Origin of the sequence: Maribacter sp. MJ134 (assembly GCF_003970695.1) — a bacterium.
Classification (GTDB): domain Bacteria; phylum Bacteroidota; class Bacteroidia; order Flavobacteriales; family Flavobacteriaceae; genus Maribacter.
The window spans coordinates 3,331,022-3,347,796 of record NZ_CP034570.1; the positions used below are offsets into that span (position 1 = coordinate 3,331,022).

Here is a 16,775-nt window from a genome sequence, read left to right on the forward strand (position 1 = left end):
GGATAATTTTTTTTAATTTACATTCGGTTTATATCTAAACGAAAAACAAGTTCAATGCAATTAAAGCGAGTTGTGGTTACCGGATTAGGGGCACTAACACCTATAGGTAATAATATTGAGGAATATTGGGAAGGTCTTGTAAATGGTAAGAGTGGCTCCGCGCCGATTACATATTACGATACGGAAAAATTCAAGGTAAAATTCGCCTGCGAACTAAAAAACTACAAAACAGAGGACCATTTTGACCGCAAGGAAGGGCGCAAACTAGATAAGTTTGCACAATATGCCCTAGTTTCCTCGGACGAAGCTATACTTGATTCTAAATTGGATTTGGACAAGGTGGATAAATTTCGTGTAGGAGTTATCTGGGGTGCCGGTATCGGCGGTCTGGAGACCTTCCAAAACGAGGTAATGAATTTTGCCGAAGGTGATGGTACACCACGCTTTAATCCCTTCTTTATACCCAAAATGATAGCCGATATTGCCCCAGGGAATATTTCTATCAAGCATGGGTTTATGGGTCCAAATTATACAACGGTATCTGCTTGTGCATCGTCGGCCAACGCCATGATCGATGCACTGAACTATATTAGATTAGGACATTGTGATGTTGTGGTTACTGGCGGAAGCGAAGCTGCTGTTACAATTGCAGGTATGGGTGGTTTTGGAGCAATGCATGCACTTTCTACAAGGAACGATAGTCCGGAAACTGCTTCTAGACCCTTTGACGGAACCAGGGATGGTTTTGTTCTAGGCGAAGGTGCAGGGGCGTTGATACTGGAAGAATATGAGCACGCCAAGGCGCGCGGTGCAAAAATATATGCCGAGGTTTCCGGTGGTGGTCTTTCAAGTGATGCATACCATATGACGGCACCACATCCTGACGGCATTGGAGTTGTGCGTGTAATGCAAAACTGCCTCAAAGACGCTGGCATTGCCATAGAAGAAGTAGACGCTATTAATACACACGGTACTTCTACACCATTGGGAGATGTTGCCGAATTGAAAGCCATTTCGGAAGTGTTTGGCGATCATGCCAAAAACATTAATATCAATTCTACAAAATCAATGACCGGTCATTTGCTCGGTGCAGCAGGTGCAATAGAAGCTATCGCAAGTATTCTGGCAATGGAACATGGTATAGTGCCCCCGACAATAAACCATACGACAGTAGATGAGAATATTGACCCAAGTTTAAATTTAACACTGAACAAGGCTCAGAAGAGAGACGTTAAGGTTGCCATGAGTAACACCTTTGGTTTTGGAGGACACAACGCCTGTGTAGTATTCAAAAAAATAAGTTAATACACGTACTGTATGACTTTCCCCAAAAATATTTTTAATTCCCATCCTAAAGCGGATGGGGATTTTTTTTTAGGGATGAAAAGAATACTAGGGTTTAAGCCAAAGAACATTAAATTTTACAAAAAGGCCTTTTTGCACAGGTCAATGAATAAAAAGGATGATAAGGGTAACCCAATGAACTATGAACGCCTTGAGTTTTTAGGTGATTCCATGTTGGGCACTATCATTTCTAAGCATCTTTATACAGAAGTCCCGAACGGAGACGAAGGCTACCTTACCAAAATGCGTTCAAAAATTGTTAGTAGGGAACATTTGAACGAACTAGGAAAAGATTTACAGCTCATAAAATACGTAGAGAGCAGAATTCCCAAGACCCACTTTGGAGAGAATATCCATGGTAATGTATTCGAAGCACTTGTTGGAGCTATTTATTTAGATAGAGGCTACTCTTATTGCCAGAAGTTCATAGACAAACGTGTTATTGAACCCTATGTGGATATAGAGCAGCTAGAGGGTCGTGTTATTAGCTACAAGAGTTTGGTAATAGAATGGTGCCAAAAGCAAAAGAAAACATTCGATTATAATGTGTACGAGGATACGGGAAATGATTCCCTAAAACATTTTGCGGTTAAACTGTCGATCGCTGGTAGCGTTATTGCCAAAGCAAGGGCAACTTCTAAAAAGAAAGCGGAGGAAAGAGCCTCTAAAAGAGCCTTTTTTGCGCTACAGGATAAAATGGAGCAACTCTAGTTATAAATACAACAAAGGATTAACGTAATCGTAACTTTCACAACATCTTAAACCCAATTGCTTTTTAGGCTTTAAAGTGTAATAGTCCTATATTTGACGTTTTGTGCGCATATGACAGCAATACACAAAATTGACGATGATTTTTACGATGATTCATTTCTTTTAATTGCGATGCATAGCACCATGGCGGACTATGCAATGGCGTATGAATTGAATATAACCCTGAAGGCAAATTTCAAGAGAACCAGAAAGGATTTTGATTTGTTCGAAAACAGTGTTTTTCCCTGTTTTGAATGGCAAGATACCTATCATGATCGGTGCTGGGTGTTAGTAGCTAACCAAAGTCTAAAACGAGAGCTGCTAGCGAATAATGATTTATTTCAGAACGAATCTACCTACAGTGTACCGCGGCTTGTTCCAGAATTAAAGGATGTAGATTATTTTTTAAAGATAGAAGAAGACATAACGGGTAGCAGTGACAAAATAATTAAAAATGTGCTGACAATGCCAAAAGTAATGGCGGCATATGAAGTAGACAGCAACAAACTAAAATCTAAGAACAATTTAATATTTTAAGAATGCCAACTAAAAAGAAGACAAAGGTAGTAGCCACCTTGGGGCCGGCTACGAGCAAGAAAGATGTGCTAAGAGATATGATTTTGGCAGGAGTAGATGTCTTTAGAATTAATTTCTCCCATGCTGATTACGAAGATGTAAAGCAACGCGTAACCATGATTCGTGAATTGAACGAAGAATTGGAGACCAATGTGTCTATTTTGGGAGACTTACAGGGACCTAAACTTCGAGTAGGGGTAATGGCCGGGGAAGTTGTGGTTGGCCCTGGAGATGAAATAACCTTTGTAACGGGCGAACCCTTTGAAGGTACGGCCGAAAGGGTGTATATGAACTATAAGGAGTTTCCAAGAGATGTCAAGGCAGGTGAGCGTATCTTATTGGACGATGGTAAGCTTATGTTCGAGGTAGTCGCTACAAATGGCGAAAATGAAGTAAAGGCCAAGGTAATTCAAGGGGGACCTTTAAAATCTAAAAAGGGGGTAAACCTTCCAAATACGAATATTTCCTTACCTGCGCTCACTAAAAAAGATGTCAAGGATGCGGAGTTTGCTATTTCATTAGAAGTAGATTGGATCGCACTCTCTTTCGTGAGGTTCAGTCAGGATTTAATAGACCTCCAGAATATCATACAAAAACATTCGGAGCATAAAATTCCCATTATAGCTAAAATAGAAAAGCCAGAGGCAGTCGAGAACATAGATAAGATTGTTGCTTACTGTGATGGTTTAATGGTAGCTCGGGGAGATCTAGGTGTAGAAGTACCGGCTCATGAGGTTCCGTTGATTCAGAAACAATTGGTCCTAAGAGCCAAAAAGGCCAGGATTCCTGTAATCATAGCTACCCAAATGATGGAAACTATGATCACTAGCCTTACCCCGACAAGGGCAGAGGTCAACGATGTTGCAAATTCGGTGATGGACGGTGCAGACGCGGTAATGTTGTCCGGTGAAACTTCCGTAGGGAATTATCCGGTACAGGTTATTGAGAAAATGGCTAGTATTCTGAAAAGTGTGGAAGCATCGGACCTTATTCATGTTCCTCATGATCCGCCACACATTAGAACAAACAGATATATTACCAAATCAGTCTGTTACCATGCCGCGCTCATGGCAAATGAAATAAAGGCGAAAGCAATATCTACCTTAACCAATAGCGGATATACGGCTTTTCAAATTTCTGCGTGGAGACCTAGTGCTCATATTTTGGTGTTTACATCAAATAGAAGAATACTTACGCAGCTTAATCTTTTATGGGGGGTAAAAGCTTTTTACTATGATAAATTCGTTTCTACCGATGAAACTATCGAGGATGTAAACGGCATAGCTTGCAAGAAGGGATTTTTAGAAGTGGGAGATATGCTTATAAGTTTGGCCGCGATGCCTATAAAGGCAAAAGGTATGGTAAATACCCTTCGTGTAACAGAGATAGAGAGCTGTAATTTTTAGAAAAATACGGTTATCAAAAAAAGGCCCGCTTATAACAAGCGGGCCTTTCTTTTTCAGTAGGTGAAGATTACGCTACTTCCCTTTCAAATGCTATAAAATTCACAACTTCCCCTTCTTTGTTGAACAGAGGTTGACCATGTATCCAGCAATTATAGGTAGACCCATCTTTACGGTAATTCAAGATGGTGGCTTCAAAGGGCTCCTTCTTTTTAACAGCGTTAGAAATTACTTTGAGTGCGGTTTTACAAGTCTTTTCTCCTTGGAACATTTTTGGTTGTTGCCCAATTATTTCTTCAGGATGGTATCTGTTCATTTCCCATATATTCTGTGAAGCGTACACAATACGTAATTCCGCATCGGTTACTACAATGGTATGTTCTTTATCAATCAATTCTTGTTCTAGGACAGCTTCGTTGAATACCCATGCGTTATTTTTTGCAAGCTGTAAAAGTGCTTTAACATCACTACTAGATTTACAATGGTTATCAAAAAATGTACTATAAAAATCCCATGAAGAAATGGGTAAACTAGTAAGCTTTAGTGTTTTGTAAAACTTATGTAGGGCGTTATCATAATTTAGTAAATTCGTCATAAAAACTCTTCTTTTTCGTAGCATTTTTGTTAAAGCTAAAAAATCAGGTTTCAGGTTAAAATATATAACAACGATTAACACTATTGTTTAAAGAATGATTGGTTTAAAGCCCCGTCTACTTGTAAAGAATGAACAAGAATTAAGACTAAATGTAGTAAATAAGGGAACTTAAAGCAGAAAAATGTATGAAGTTTGAATTTCATGATACCAAATTGGCTTCACTTTTTGGGTTTACGGATGATATCAAAAAAAATGAAAATAACTTTTCTAGTAACTCGGGTAACATACAAATTCTTTGGAACCGAAATGAGATACCTATTTTACTCTGCATTGATGGTCTTACGATAACACTACTACCTAATCAGCTCGTAACCACAACCTATTTACAACATGTCAGTTTTAGTAAGACTAAGGCTCCTTTAACCGCCTTTCTATTTAATAGGCCATTCTATTGTATCAATGATCATGATAGTGAAGTTTCCTGTAATGGTATACTTTTCTTTGGCACCCAGGATTTACCTATTATTACAATTCCAGTGGAACAAGAGCGAAAGTTCAATGTATTGTTTGAGGTCTTTGAAGAGGAGTTCTCTACCTCGGATAAAATACAGGGAGATATGCTACAAATGCTGTTAAAGCGTTTGATCATAATGTGCACGCGCTTGGCCAAGGAACAACTTATTGTACGAACTCTTGATAACGAACAGATTGATGTGGTACGTAAGTTCAACGTTTTGGTAGATAATCATTTCAAGACCAAACGTAAAGTAAGTGACTATGCGGAGCTCCTTTTTAAAAGTCCAAAAACCTTATCCAATCTTTTTGCTATTTATAATCAGAAATCTCCACAACAGATAATTCTGGAGCGCCTGGCCTTGGAGGCAAAAAGATTGATGAGCTTTACGGACAAGCAAAATCAAGAAATTGCCTATGAACTTGGTTTTAACGATCCTGCACATTTTAGTAGGTTCTTTAAGAAAATGACAGGTCATTCCCCATCTAGATTTCGAGAAACAGTGGTCTTGTCTAATTAAAGGGAAATATGTGCAAGTAGTCGGGCAATAGCTCCTAACAAATACCCTTCTTCTGTTCGCATCTTTGTAGTGTAATTAAAAACAATACAAGATGAAGACACAAATAAAATCACTTTTCAATTTAATCGAAATTTTCGGACAAGCTAAAAGGCCAACACTAAATACCGTGAGCCCTAAAACTCACTGTGAACAAAAACACCATCACGATTTCTATTGTGATGCCGAGAAACCATTTGTATCATTTTAAAATCAATAAAAATTATGAGCACATTTAACGTACCAAAAAGAGAAGAAGTTTCAGAAGGGAATCAAGCTATTTTTGACAACTTGGAAAAAGCATTGGGATTTGTCCCGAACCTTTACGCCACCTACGCACACTCCGAGAATGCTTTAGGAAACTATTTGGCATTAAGCGGCGCCAAAACATCGCTTAACGCAAAACAGAAAGAAGTCGTAAATCTTGCTGTGAGTCAAGTAAACAACTGTAGTTATTGCTTAGCCGCACATACCGCAATAGGAAAAATGAACGGTTTTACAGAAGCGCAAATCTTAGAATTGAGAGCTGGTGAAGCTTCGTTCGATTCTAAATTGGATGCATTGGCCAAATTCGCTAAGAACATCACTGAAAATAGGGGAGCTACCGACGAAGAAGTCGTAACCGAATTCCTAAACGCCGGTTGGACCAAAGAGAATTTAGTGGATACCATAGTTTTGGTAGGCGACAAGACCATATCCAATTACTTACATAGGACAACTGATGTGCCTGTAGATTTTCCTGCAGTACAGTCTTTAGAAACAGTACAATTATAAAAAGCGAAGACTGGCCGCTCAAGTTCAGTAAATCAATATAATTAATATAAACAACAAGCTTCCATTGATATGGGACCGAATTTAAAATTAGAAAACATGAAAAAAGTAATCGCAGTATTAGTATTAGCAGTAGGAACAGTATTCTCCATGAACGCTCAAGACAAAATGATGAAGGAGGATAAGATGATGAAATCTACCACGAAAACAATTGCCTTGGAGCAAACGAGTGGAGAATTTACACAAAAACAAATCACCGTCTCGGAAGGGACCTATGTTTTTGAAATCGCCAATAATAATGTTGGACATAACGTAGGTTTCGTATTAGTGAAAAAAGGTGAAGATGTATCTAAACCTGAAAACCACATCAAAACCGCTTACGTAACCGAGCAGGTTGTAACCGGTGAGAAACAAACGTCAAAACCAACTACGTTGACAAAAGGAGAGTATGTATATTTCTGTCCTTTGAACCCAACCTCTACGGATAACACCTTGATAGTACAGTAATTTTTTAAGTTTAGTGTTTGTAAGGGCCGCTAATGGAATATTAATTTCATTGGCGGCTTTTTCGTTAAAAATCGAACTTCAATTGTACTTGTATGGCCTCTGCTTCTTGTTTGGTTTTTTCCTTTTTGTCCGTATTTAGATTTGCTAGGGAAATACCTAATAAGCGTACGGAATTTTGAAGTTCTTCTTGGTATAACAATTCTTTTGCCGTTTCAAGAATCAAGGTTTTGTCAGCTATAAAATAGGGAAGGGTTTTACTTCTTGTATTCAAGGTAAAATCACTATACTTAATTTTTAAGGTTACTGTTTTACCGGCGATATCCGATTTTTTCAAGCGTTTTTCCAACTCGTTGGAAATATGCTCTAAACGTTCTAACATGAAAATCTCACTACTTAGATTTTCATTGAAAGTACGTTCTGCACCCACGGACTTTGGAATCCGATGTGGTTTAACTTCGCTCTGGTGCACTCCCCGCACCACATTATAGTAATAGCTTCCACTTTTTCCAAATTTCTCCTCCAAAAAGGCCTTAGATTTAGACTTTAAATCTTTTCCCGTAAAAATGCCCAGTTGATACATTTTTTCTGCGGTAACTTTTCCAACTCCATAAAACTTTCGAATTTCCAAGTCTTCCAAAAATTCGATGACCTCTTCGGGATTTACGGTTTTTTGTCCGTTCGGTTTATTGATGTCGCTAGCCACCTTGGCAATGAATTTATTTATTGAAATTCCTGCGGAGGCATTTAAACCCGTTTCCTCGTAAATCCTGTTTCGTATTTCTTTCGCTATTAGCGTAGCAGAAGGGTTTCCTTTCTTGTTTGTAGTAACGTCTAAATACGCTTCGTCTAAAGATAAGGGCTCCACCAAGTCTGTATATTCATAGAATACGGCCCTTATTTTTTGGGAAATCTCTTTATAACGGTCAAACCTTGCTTTTACAAAGATAAGCTCCGGGCAGTTCCTTTTTGCGAGAACACTGCTCATTGCGCTGCGCACACCAAACTTACGAGCCTCGTAACTAGCTGCGGCTACGACACCTCGCTGTGAGCTTCCTCCTACGGCGATAGGTTTACCTCTTAATTCGGGATTGTCCAATTGTTCTACCGAAGCATAGAAGGCATCCATATCTACATGAATAATTTTTCGCAATGGCAAATCGGATATCATATTGTAAATTTATAACAACTTAAATCAGTTCGTAATACTAGTTTATAGAATGATTGAAATTGAACGGAAGTTTTTAGTAACATCAGCTATTTTTAAGAAGGAAGCAATTTCAAAAACTAGAATAGTCCAAGGTTTTTTGAACACGGACCCTGATAGGACAGTTCGGATTCGATTAAAGGGAGAAGAGGGTTTTATCACAATAAAAGGCAGGTCCAATAAAACGGGCATTTCACGTTTTGAGTGGGAAAAAGAAATAAGCCCGGAAGAAGCAGAAGCTTTGTTGAAGTTATGTGAAGAAGGTACTTTGGAGAAAACCAGATATGAAATATCTTACGGCAAGCATGTCTTTGAGGTCGACGAGTTTTATGGCCCCAATACAGGTTTAATTGTTGCGGAGGTTGAACTAGATTCCGAAAACGAGGTCTTTACGAAGCCAAAATGGCTGGGAAGGGAAGTCACCGGAGAAACCAAATATTATAATTCTCAATTAAGCAAGATGCCATTTAGCGAATGGCGAACTACTTAACTACGCGTATACGCTCCAATGCAGATTCTTCACGAATTATTTCTATGTCTGTTTCATTATAGGTGGCTTCTTCAATAGTAAATGGCGGACTACAACAATCACTGCTAGGACTATTTTTTCTAAGGTTTAACACCAAAATATCGGTTTCGGAATCGTTCAAGAAAACTTCATAGGTGTTACTGCCTTCCATACCAGAAATAAAAATTATAATAGTTTCCGTTGAGGAGTTTCCAGAGTCGTTGACCTGAATATCATCTTTGGAAACAACGATGTTTTCTAAGGAATACGTTTCGTTCGTGATTAAGTTGACGCCTTCTTCATTGACCAGTTCAATAAGTAATAGCTGTTGGGCACATACTACTGTATCGCAGTCAATACGCGAATTGTTGTCACAACTAAAGATAAATAATAACGTAAGCCCGAGGAAAGAAAATTTTGTTTTTAAGTTTTTTATAAGGGGATGTGCTATATAGGGGGCCATGATTGATGATTTTAAGATTTGTATTAATTTGAAGGAACGAATATTACTTATGGCTTTACAATGGTGATTTTTTCAATAAAGGAATTCTGACCTTCTGCAATTTCGATTGTTTCGTCATTGTAGGTAGAGCTATTTACGGTGAAATACGGACCACAGCATTCTAGGTCAGATTTTATTCTAGATAAGTCGAGAATTAATTCGTCCGTTTCCGTATCGTTTAGCTTTATGTTATAGGTATTACTGCCGTTGGTTCCCGCAACAAAAAAGTAGACCACTTCGTCACCTTGTTGTTGGCCAAAATTAAGTTGCTCACCATCCTTTGTAATGGTGATATTCTCTAATGAATAGTAGTTATTGGCAATAAGATTGTTTCCTTCAACATCAACATATTCAAGGGCAAAAGTTTGAGCTGCACAATCTATAAGAGCACATTCACCAAGTCCTTCATCGTCCTTACAAGAAAATAGCAGTATAATTAGGCAAAGAGCCACTTTACTTTTTAGCATCATATCTTTCATAAGATGCCAAGAAACGTTAAGGGTTGCGTTACTAAAGACTCTCTGTATACGATGTTTTAAAGATTACCCATTGCATTTTTTCCTTGGCCGCTTTTCTTCGTATCGCTTTAATGTTTTTTATGATAAAGGGCAGTATTCCCAAGCTCATAAAAATTGCTCCCAGTAAGAAAACCGGAGTTGCGCTTGAAAATAAGCTTCCACTGGAAAGAATTCCTAAAATTAATACCGTTGATAATGGGAAGGAAAGTGCCAGAATATTTACAGCAAAGTTGGAGTTAAACGTACGTTTGCTTTTGGCAATTCTGTTCTCTTGGGCATCAACCAGTGCAATATGCGAAAACGGCCAAAAGCTACAAGCACTAAAACCAAAGGCAAGCAGTAAAAGAATATCGTTTTGAACTTCAATATTGCATACCATGATTAACGAACCACATAATAAAGCCACAAAACCTGCTCGTAAAAAAAGTAAAGCTAACAATTTTGAAAACTGTTTTTTCTTGATATTTACGGCAAGACCTATAAATAAAAGCACTAACGGGGTCATGATTAGGCTTAAACGACTTATGGTTTCGCTAATAAAAAATGGCAACGATTCCTTATTAAACCCGAAAAACACCAAAATCAAGGCAATGATTATAAAGATATTTACAGGTTCTGAAATCATTGCCAATACCAAAGATTTAATTTTTTTAGTGTTTGATGTTGTTTTCAGAGCTCTTTTACGATAGTACCAGTTCATTGCTACTAGATAAAGGATGATCAGCACAAAAACCTTATTCCCTAAATCTGCCATGGCAGCCTTAGCCAGATACTCATCGCCCAAAAATTCTATAACAAAAGGAAAACAGGAGAGTCCAGGTGCCAATGAGGGAACGAGTAGTCTAGCAGTTCTATATTGCGGACTATTCTTGGCGATACCCGTAAGAGGAATTAGGTATGGAAACACTAGAAATAGAATCATGTTTAGCATCAGAGCTAAAAATGGAAGGGATAGTAGCGCGCTATCGATTTTAACCCCTATTAGTGCTAAGAAAATAGTAGCGGGCAGCGCTAGGTTTAGAATAATCTTCTTAATGCCGGTCAACTCTTCCTTAGACTTGAATTTCAGTTTTAAGAGTATGCCAATACCAATAAATAGTACAAATGTTATGGTCTTTTGTAAAGTTAAGTCCATCCTACGCAATTACATCTTTTAGGGCAGAGGTAAAAATTTTCATTTCTTCCATAGTACCCATACTTACGCGACACCAATTTTTTCCCATAAAGTTAAAAGCACGTACGCCGACCTTTAAATCGGTCATTTTTTGAAGGAAATCCTTGCCTTCCATTTCAATCGGGAAAATCATAAAACTGGTGTGCGAAGGCACATATGCTATGCCCATAGCATCAAGACTTTGGTAAACATACTCCCTACATGCTGCATTAAGTGCTCTAGATTGGTCCAAAAATTCGACATCATCCATTGCCGCCATTGCCGCAAATACCGATGGATATGATATGCCCATCCCGGCACGAGTAATTTTTTGAAGTCTATCTAAAGTAGCTTTCTGCGCAACGGCGTACCCTACTCTTAAACCAGCCATTCCATGAATTTTTGAAAAGGTGCGCGCAATGATGACGTCTTTTCCTTCGTTGACCAGGGAGACCATGCTTTTTTTGGCACCATCTTCAAGAAAACCTAGATAAGCTTCATCTATAAAAACGGGCACTTTTTCGGAGACCCTAGAGCAAAAATCCAAGAGTTCATTGTACTCGGTAATAGTTCCCGTAGGATTATTAGGATTACAGATATATACCAACTTGGTATCTTTATCTATAGCGGCTTCCATGGCTTTTAGGTCATGAGACCAATTTTCTTTTAAAGGAACGGCTTTCCAAGTACCACCTGCGGCCTCTGCCACGCGTATTAGGGACATATAAGCTGGGTCTGCAGATACAACGTTTCCTCCGTTCATGAATAGCGTAACAGCCGTTTTTTCCAAAAGGTCAGAGGACCCGGGCCCCATCATTATATTTTCACGTTGAACCCCTTCAACTTCGGCAATTTTGTCCATGAGTTCAAATAGTTCCTTCCATGCATAACGGTTACCTTTAAAAGCGTTAGTTTTTAATGCTTCAAGTGCTTTTGGAGAGGGGCCATAAGGATTTTCGTTGGCGTTTAATTTTGCGGATAGAACGGGGAACTCCCTTTCAGTGTCTAGTAAATATTCCTTAAAAAAAGGACTATAGATTGCGTCTCCATTAAGGTCTAGGGTAATGGGTGTTCGGGATGTCTCCGCAAAACTTAAATAGGGTGCGGCGATGACTCCACCAGCAGTTAAAACACCTTTTTTTAACCAATTTCTACGGTTTATTTTTTCTGTTCTCATGAGAAGTTTTTTTGTTGGATTAGCTATGGTTACTAAGTTAGAATTGAGCTAATAAAAAACCTATCCCAATACCGTAAAAATCAGAGGGTTAAAATAGATATAATGAAAATTGAACACCCGTAAAAAGCGAAATTCACAGTTAGGCCATGTCAAATAGTAGGTTTTTTGCGTATATCGCAGCCATTTTTGGACGCACTTTACGGATAAGACATATTATAGATTATTGAAAATAAGAATAGTAGAACTACACCGTTTTTTGACTGGCTATCATTCAAATCCTTTTAAATGGGTCCTTAACCACTCAAAACTACCTTCAATATCCTCAAAAAGCTGCTCTTCGGGCACAAGGTCCGGTACAATATCAATTGAGGAAAGTAAATCCATTGGTTGGGTCTGTAGACCGGTCAGCAAAACTTTGATACCTTTTTTGTCAAGCTCTAAAAGGGCATCTTCCAGGGCATATAATCCGGATTGGTCTATATAGGGAACTTGGTCAAAACGAATGATTAGCGCATCTACTTCTGAGATTTCCTGTAATTGATCTTTAAAATGTGAGGTAAACCCGAAAAAAAGTGGTCCATAAAGGTGTTTTATCGCAACCCTATCTTTGTACTTATTGTAGAATTCTTCCTCGTCTTTCCAAGGTTTTTCCCCATCAAAACCAGCCAACAGACCCACCTCAATGCCTTCTTCACCAAGATCACTTGCTTTCTTCATAAAAAGTAAGGAGGCAAGAATAAGACCAATACCTACTGCTTGTATTAAACTACCGAAGGTCGTAAAAAGAAGTACAACAATAAGCACCACCGCATCGGCCCGTGGCACACTTGTCAAGTGTTTTAGTCCCTTGGTGTCCACTATTTTAAATCCTATTGGAATTAGTATTCCTGCGAGTACGGCGAGTGGAATATGCGCTGCCAAAGAGCCTAGACCCAATAAAACGGCTAAAAGAAACAGACCATGGAACATGCCAGATAACCTTGTTCTACCTCCAGAGTTGATATTTACAACGGTACCCTTTGTAGCACCTGCTCCTGGAATACCTCCGAACATCGCCGCAACGGCATTACCAATACCTTGCCCAATTAGTTCACGATTACTATTGTGTTTGGTCTTGGTCATATTATCTGCAATGACCGATGTCAACAACGAATCAATGGAACCTAAAACTGCCAGTACCAAGGCATATTCCGCAATAAGATAATAAGCCGAACTATCTATGGATAAGATGCCATCTAGTTGTAAACTGGGAAGACCAGAAGGAATTTCACCTATAACCGGCACGTCCCATTTTAGGAAAAAAGCTACCAAAGAAGCAACGATTAGCGCCACTAAGGGGCTTGGCACCGCTTTGGTTATTTTCGGAAAAACATAGTAAATAAGCACGGTTAATGCTCCAAGTGCTAGTGCCTGCCATTTAAAATCTGTAAACAGTCGGGGCAAATCCTGCATTACTCCTACCGTAGATTTAGCAGAATCCAATCCTGCAAACGGGAATAGTTGTAGAATAACGATAATTAAACCTACGCCACTCATAAATCCAGAAACAACGGGATAGGGAAAGTATTTGATATATCCGGCAATATTAATAAGCCCAAAAAGTATCTGTAGTACGCCACCCAATAAAAAAGCGAGTATTATAATACCCATAGCGCTTTCTAAACTTCCGGCAATATCTATAGCACTTGCTACCAAGGCTGCCGATACTACGGTCATGGGCCCTGTAGGTCCGCTGGCCTGTGTTAATGTGCCCCCAAAAAGGGCTGCCAAAATACCTACCGCAATGGCACCGTAAAGTCCTGAGATTGCTCCTAACCCGGACTGAACACCAAAGGCCAATGCCAAAGGTAACGCTACCACTCCGGCAACGAGGCCACCAGTTAAATCTCCTTTGATATTACTAAAATCAAAAATATCTTTCAGCATTGACGTAGTTTAAGGTTGGTTATAATTTTGTTTTGACGGCTAGCACTATTCGCATTTCTTTTTCAGTCTAAAAGGCAACCCCTGACCCCATCTTGGGCAATTAAGTGAAACTGTTTTACTTTTAATGCTTAAGCACCATTAAAAATAAGCTTGTAAAGGCTAAGTTGAAAATTTAAAGTATAATAAATGATTATGATTTCTATAAGAACGGATATATTTTGGCTAAAAACTGAAAATCTCTAGAACTGAGTACAGTTTTATATTGAATAACTCTCTTACTGGGCCATAATACCTTCCTGACCAAGTATAGGTAATGGAGTTAAGGCAGACTCCGAAACACTTCCTTTTTTGAAGGTAAATCTTTTTTCGAACAGTGTGCTCCCTATATAGTAGGTGACGAAAAATTCGTTAGTCAAGGCCAAAACCTCTTCTTGTACCACTTCAATCTTTTCAAAAGAATTTGCCGCGACAACGGCAATGGCGTGTCGCATTACCGAGGTTTTTGTTGCTCCGTCAAAACCCTTGGATACGATAAGAACCATTTCTATGGGAGTACTACCGCCATTAAGGATGTAGGCATTCCAATCTTTGGAAAGAAACTCCTTGTTCCATTCATGGGCAATGGCGACGTAAACATCTTTAACTAAGGGAATTTCAATATCTTTTTTCACCGCTCAGAATCAATGTTTTTACAATACACTTCTAAACTGCTCTAGGAAACGAAGATCGTTTTCACTTAATAGGCGAATATCTGAAATCTGATGAAGAAGAAGGGCAATACGGTCAATTCCCATTCCAAATGCAAATCCCGAGTATTCATCAGAATCGATACCACAATTTTTAAGAACATTGGGGTCTACCATACCGCAGCCCATAATTTCTAACCAACCTGTCCCTTTCGTCATTTTGTAATCCGTCTCGGTCTCTAAACCCCAGTACACATCGACTTCTGCACTTGGTTCGGTAAAAGGGAAATACGATGGTCTTAGACGTATTTTAGATTTTCCAAAAAGCTCCGTTGTAAAATACTGCAAGGTTTGTTTTAAATCGGCAAAAGATACATCCTTATCAATATAAAGTCCTTCCACCTGATGGAAAAAACAATGAGACCTTGCGGAAATGGCCTCGTTTCGATATACCCTTCCCGGAGATATGGTACGTATTGGAGGCTGATTGTTTTCCATATAACGTACTTGTACCGAGGAGGTATGGGTGCGCAACAATACATCTGGATCGGTCTGCACGAAGAAGGTATCCTGCATATCTCTTGCCGGGTGATACTCCGGAAGGTTCAATGCCGTAAAATTATGCCAGTCGTCTTCTATTTCCGGTCCTTCGGAAACATTGAAACCTATACGGGAAAATATTTCAATAATTCTATTTTTTACAATAGAAATGGGATGTCTTGCACCAAGTTCGATTGGTTCGCCCGGGCGAGTTAAATCTCCAAAGACACCTTCTTGTTCTGAATTATGCTCTAAGGTCTTAGTAAGACTGTCAACTTTATGTAACGCTGCTTGTTTTAATTGATTGATACTTTGACCAAATTCCTTTTTTTGTTCGTTAGGAACATTTTTAAATTCTGCAAAAAAGTCGTTCAATAATCCTTTCTTTCCCAAATATTTAATGCGAAAAGCTTCCACGGCCGCTTTGTCCTCGGCGGTGAAATTTTCTACCTGTAAAATATGTTCCCTAATCGTCTCGATCATAATGGTCTTATAAAGCGGCAAATTTAAAACTTTTATATGATTATGCCTGTTTTGGAGTAGGGTAAGTTGACGATAACAGGGTTGATTGGTCTTTAATAGGTATGAACGATATTATTCAGATTAGAAGTTTCTATGCTTGGTGCTGAAAATCATCCAAGTGTTAGCTTGGATAACAAATGATGTTGACCAAATTTTTGATAGGAGTGTTTAATGCCTTGGTCAACTAAAAAAGCCAATACGGTTGCATTGGCTTTTTTAAACTTTAAACGGCTAGTCTAGAAAGCTTACTTTACCGGTCTTTATATCGTACATAGCGCCAATAATCTTAATTTCTCCATTGTCCTCCATTTCTTGAAGGATAGGACTGAGACTACGCGTATCTTCTATGGTTAATTCAATATTCTTGAGGACCACTTCGTTCACAAAATCGATGTTCTTTGAATTTCGCTGACTTTTATCCGCTGGCTCTTTTACAGCTCTTACGGCATGTTTAATTTTATGCAAAAGAATAGTAAGATTACCCATTTTAGCATTGTCACAAGCTCCTTTTACCGCACCACAAGCGGTATGCCCTAATATTACAACAACCTTGGTTCCTGCTAATTTACACGCGAATTCCATACTTCCAAGTAGGTCTTCATTAACAATGTTCCCTGCTACTCGTGCACTAAAGATGTCACCGACACCTTGATCAAATATAAGTTCTGCGGATACTCTAGAGTCAATACAACTTAGCACCGTGGCAAATGGGTATTGTCCTTGAGCCGTATCGTTTACTTGATCCAATAGATTACGGGGTACCATATCGTTGGCAACAAATCTATCATTCCCCTCCTTTAACAATTGTATGGCGGCATCTGGTGTTATCGCTGCTTGGGTTTCTTTGGTATGTGCTTTCATTAATTTTTAGTTTTAATTAGGACTTTACTATCCTTTGCCTTGATAAAATAGGAATTTTAAGGTAATTTATGATAGTTTAGGTCTTTGAATATACGCTATGTTTTTTCTGAAAACTGTGCCTGTTAGGACTTTTAACGTCTTAAATGTACAGTATTTTCATTT

General features: G+C 38.7%; 18 protein-coding genes. 8 read left to right on the forward strand and 10 right to left on the reverse strand.

The window, feature by feature from the left end:
- The first annotated feature begins 54 nt into the window (after positions 1–54).
- From fabF to pyk, 4 genes are all read left to right on the forward strand, one after another.
- Entirely contained in the window at positions 55–1,305 is a 1,251-nt protein-coding gene (gene fabF / locus EJ994_RS14370; RefSeq protein WP_126593116.1) for a beta-ketoacyl-ACP synthase II, read from the forward strand.
- Positions 1,306–1,317: 12 nt separating this feature from the next.
- The gene (gene rnc, locus EJ994_RS14375; RefSeq protein ID WP_099572116.1) at positions 1,318–2,055 is read left to right on the forward strand and encodes a ribonuclease III; all 738 of its coding nucleotides are present in this window, start codon (positions 1,318–1,320) and stop codon (positions 2,053–2,055) included.
- 111 nt (positions 2,056–2,166) lie between these two features.
- On the forward strand, positions 2,167–2,631 hold the full coding sequence (locus EJ994_RS14380) for an IPExxxVDY family protein (protein WP_126593117.1): 465 nt from the start codon (positions 2,167–2,169) through the stop codon (positions 2,629–2,631).
- A 2-nt stretch (positions 2,632–2,633) separates the two neighbouring features.
- Complete coding sequence (pyk, locus tag EJ994_RS14385; RefSeq protein WP_126593118.1) at positions 2,634–4,076, forward strand: pyruvate kinase; 1,443 nt, start codon at positions 2,634–2,636, stop codon at positions 4,074–4,076.
- Positions 4,077–4,143: 67 nt separating this feature from the next.
- Here the strand turns inward: pyk and EJ994_RS14390 are convergent, their stop codons facing one another.
- Positions 4,144–4,668, reverse strand: a complete 525-nt coding sequence (locus tag EJ994_RS14390) for a PAS domain-containing protein (protein WP_164721479.1) — start codon at positions 4,666–4,668, stop codon at positions 4,144–4,146.
- A 185-nt stretch (positions 4,669–4,853) separates the two neighbouring features.
- Between EJ994_RS14390 and EJ994_RS14395 the strand changes: the two genes are divergently transcribed.
- From EJ994_RS14395 to EJ994_RS14405, 3 genes are all read left to right on the forward strand, one after another.
- Complete coding sequence (locus EJ994_RS14395; protein ID WP_126593120.1) at positions 4,854–5,702, forward strand: helix-turn-helix domain-containing protein; 849 nt, start codon at positions 4,854–4,856, stop codon at positions 5,700–5,702.
- A gap of 261 nt (positions 5,703–5,963) precedes the next feature.
- Positions 5,964–6,512 (forward strand): carboxymuconolactone decarboxylase family protein, encoded by a 549-nt coding sequence (locus EJ994_RS14400; RefSeq protein WP_126593121.1) that lies wholly within the window; start codon positions 5,964–5,966, stop codon positions 6,510–6,512.
- A 96-nt stretch (positions 6,513–6,608) separates the two neighbouring features.
- Positions 6,609–7,016, forward strand: coding sequence for a plastocyanin/azurin family copper-binding protein (locus EJ994_RS14405; RefSeq protein WP_126593122.1), 408 nt, complete (start codon positions 6,609–6,611; stop codon positions 7,014–7,016).
- A 64-nt stretch (positions 7,017–7,080) separates the two neighbouring features.
- Here the strand turns inward: EJ994_RS14405 and dinB are convergent, their stop codons facing one another.
- Positions 7,081–8,184 (reverse strand): DNA polymerase IV, encoded by a 1,104-nt coding sequence (dinB, locus tag EJ994_RS14410; RefSeq protein WP_126593123.1) that lies wholly within the window; start codon positions 8,182–8,184, stop codon positions 7,081–7,083.
- Between the two features lie 49 nt (positions 8,185–8,233).
- Here dinB and EJ994_RS14415 point away from each other — a divergent pair, with 49 nt between their 5' ends.
- Positions 8,234–8,710, forward strand: coding sequence for a CYTH domain-containing protein (locus tag EJ994_RS14415; protein ID WP_126593124.1), 477 nt, complete (start codon positions 8,234–8,236; stop codon positions 8,708–8,710).
- On the opposite strand, the gene EJ994_RS14420 is transcribed toward EJ994_RS14415, so the two are convergent.
- From EJ994_RS14420 to EJ994_RS14455, 8 genes are all read right to left on the reverse strand, one after another.
- Positions 8,703–9,191, reverse strand: coding sequence for a hypothetical protein (locus EJ994_RS14420; protein ID WP_126593125.1), 489 nt, complete (start codon positions 9,189–9,191; stop codon positions 8,703–8,705). The genes EJ994_RS14415 and EJ994_RS14420 overlap by 8 nt on opposite strands.
- Positions 9,192–9,238: 47 nt before the next feature.
- A complete protein-coding gene (locus tag EJ994_RS14425) occupies positions 9,239–9,700 on the reverse strand; it encodes a hypothetical protein (RefSeq protein ID WP_126593126.1) in 462 nt (153 codons plus the stop codon).
- 40 nt (positions 9,701–9,740) lie between these two features.
- On the reverse strand, positions 9,741–10,883 hold the full coding sequence (locus EJ994_RS14430) for an AEC family transporter (RefSeq protein ID WP_126593127.1): 1,143 nt from the start codon (positions 10,881–10,883) through the stop codon (positions 9,741–9,743).
- A gap of 1 nt (position 10,884) precedes the next feature.
- On the reverse strand, positions 10,885–12,078 hold the full coding sequence (locus tag EJ994_RS14435; RefSeq protein ID WP_126593128.1) for a pyridoxal phosphate-dependent aminotransferase: 1,194 nt from the start codon (positions 12,076–12,078) through the stop codon (positions 10,885–10,887).
- A gap of 267 nt (positions 12,079–12,345) precedes the next feature.
- Positions 12,346–14,004: a SulP family inorganic anion transporter gene (locus EJ994_RS14440; protein WP_126593129.1), complete on the reverse strand. Its 1,659-nt coding sequence runs from the start codon at positions 14,002–14,004 to the stop codon at positions 12,346–12,348.
- A 275-nt stretch (positions 14,005–14,279) separates the two neighbouring features.
- The gene (locus EJ994_RS14445; RefSeq protein WP_126593130.1) at positions 14,280–14,675 is read right to left on the reverse strand and encodes a hypothetical protein; all 396 of its coding nucleotides are present in this window, start codon (positions 14,673–14,675) and stop codon (positions 14,280–14,282) included.
- Between the two features lie 18 nt (positions 14,676–14,693).
- On the reverse strand, positions 14,694–15,713 hold the full coding sequence (gene pheS, locus EJ994_RS14450; RefSeq protein ID WP_126593131.1) for a phenylalanine--tRNA ligase subunit alpha: 1,020 nt from the start codon (positions 15,711–15,713) through the stop codon (positions 14,694–14,696).
- A 270-nt stretch (positions 15,714–15,983) separates the two neighbouring features.
- Complete coding sequence (locus tag EJ994_RS14455; RefSeq protein ID WP_126593132.1) at positions 15,984–16,613, reverse strand: carbonic anhydrase family protein; 630 nt, start codon at positions 16,611–16,613, stop codon at positions 15,984–15,986.
- Positions 16,614–16,775 lie beyond the last annotated feature (162 nt).

Excerpts from the sequence above, each read along its gene's own strand:
- fabF (WP_126593116.1), top strand. The coding sequence starts at position 55 with ATGCAATTAAAGCGAGTTGTGGTTACCGGATTAGGGGCACTAACACCT.
- rnc (WP_099572116.1), top strand. The coding sequence starts at position 1,318 with ATGACTTTCCCCAAAAATATTTTTAATTCCCATCCTAAAGCGGATGGG.
- EJ994_RS14380 (WP_126593117.1), top strand. The coding sequence starts at position 2,167 with ATGACAGCAATACACAAAATTGACGATGATTTTTACGATGATTCATTT.
- pyk (WP_126593118.1), top strand. The coding sequence starts at position 2,634 with ATGCCAACTAAAAAGAAGACAAAGGTAGTAGCCACCTTGGGGCCGGCT.
- EJ994_RS14390 (WP_164721479.1), bottom strand. The coding sequence starts at position 4,668 with ATGACGAATTTACTAAATTATGATAACGCCCTACATAAGTTTTACAAA.
- EJ994_RS14395 (WP_126593120.1), top strand. The coding sequence starts at position 4,854 with ATGAAGTTTGAATTTCATGATACCAAATTGGCTTCACTTTTTGGGTTT.
- EJ994_RS14400 (WP_126593121.1), top strand. The coding sequence starts at position 5,964 with ATGAGCACATTTAACGTACCAAAAAGAGAAGAAGTTTCAGAAGGGAAT.
- EJ994_RS14405 (WP_126593122.1), top strand. The coding sequence starts at position 6,609 with ATGAAAAAAGTAATCGCAGTATTAGTATTAGCAGTAGGAACAGTATTC.
- dinB (WP_126593123.1), bottom strand. The coding sequence starts at position 8,184 with ATGATATCCGATTTGCCATTGCGAAAAATTATTCATGTAGATATGGAT.
- EJ994_RS14415 (WP_126593124.1), top strand. The coding sequence starts at position 8,234 with ATGATTGAAATTGAACGGAAGTTTTTAGTAACATCAGCTATTTTTAAG.
- EJ994_RS14420 (WP_126593125.1), bottom strand. The coding sequence starts at position 9,191 with ATGGCCCCCTATATAGCACATCCCCTTATAAAAAACTTAAAAACAAAA.
- EJ994_RS14425 (WP_126593126.1), bottom strand. The coding sequence starts at position 9,700 with ATGATGCTAAAAAGTAAAGTGGCTCTTTGCCTAATTATACTGCTATTT.
- EJ994_RS14430 (WP_126593127.1), bottom strand. The coding sequence starts at position 10,883 with ATGGACTTAACTTTACAAAAGACCATAACATTTGTACTATTTATTGGT.
- EJ994_RS14435 (WP_126593128.1), bottom strand. The coding sequence starts at position 12,078 with ATGAGAACAGAAAAAATAAACCGTAGAAATTGGTTAAAAAAAGGTGTT.
- EJ994_RS14440 (WP_126593129.1), bottom strand. The coding sequence starts at position 14,004 with ATGCTGAAAGATATTTTTGATTTTAGTAATATCAAAGGAGATTTAACT.
- pheS (WP_126593131.1), bottom strand. The coding sequence starts at position 15,713 with ATGATCGAGACGATTAGGGAACATATTTTACAGGTAGAAAATTTCACC.
- EJ994_RS14455 (WP_126593132.1), bottom strand. The coding sequence starts at position 16,613 with ATGAAAGCACATACCAAAGAAACCCAAGCAGCGATAACACCAGATGCC.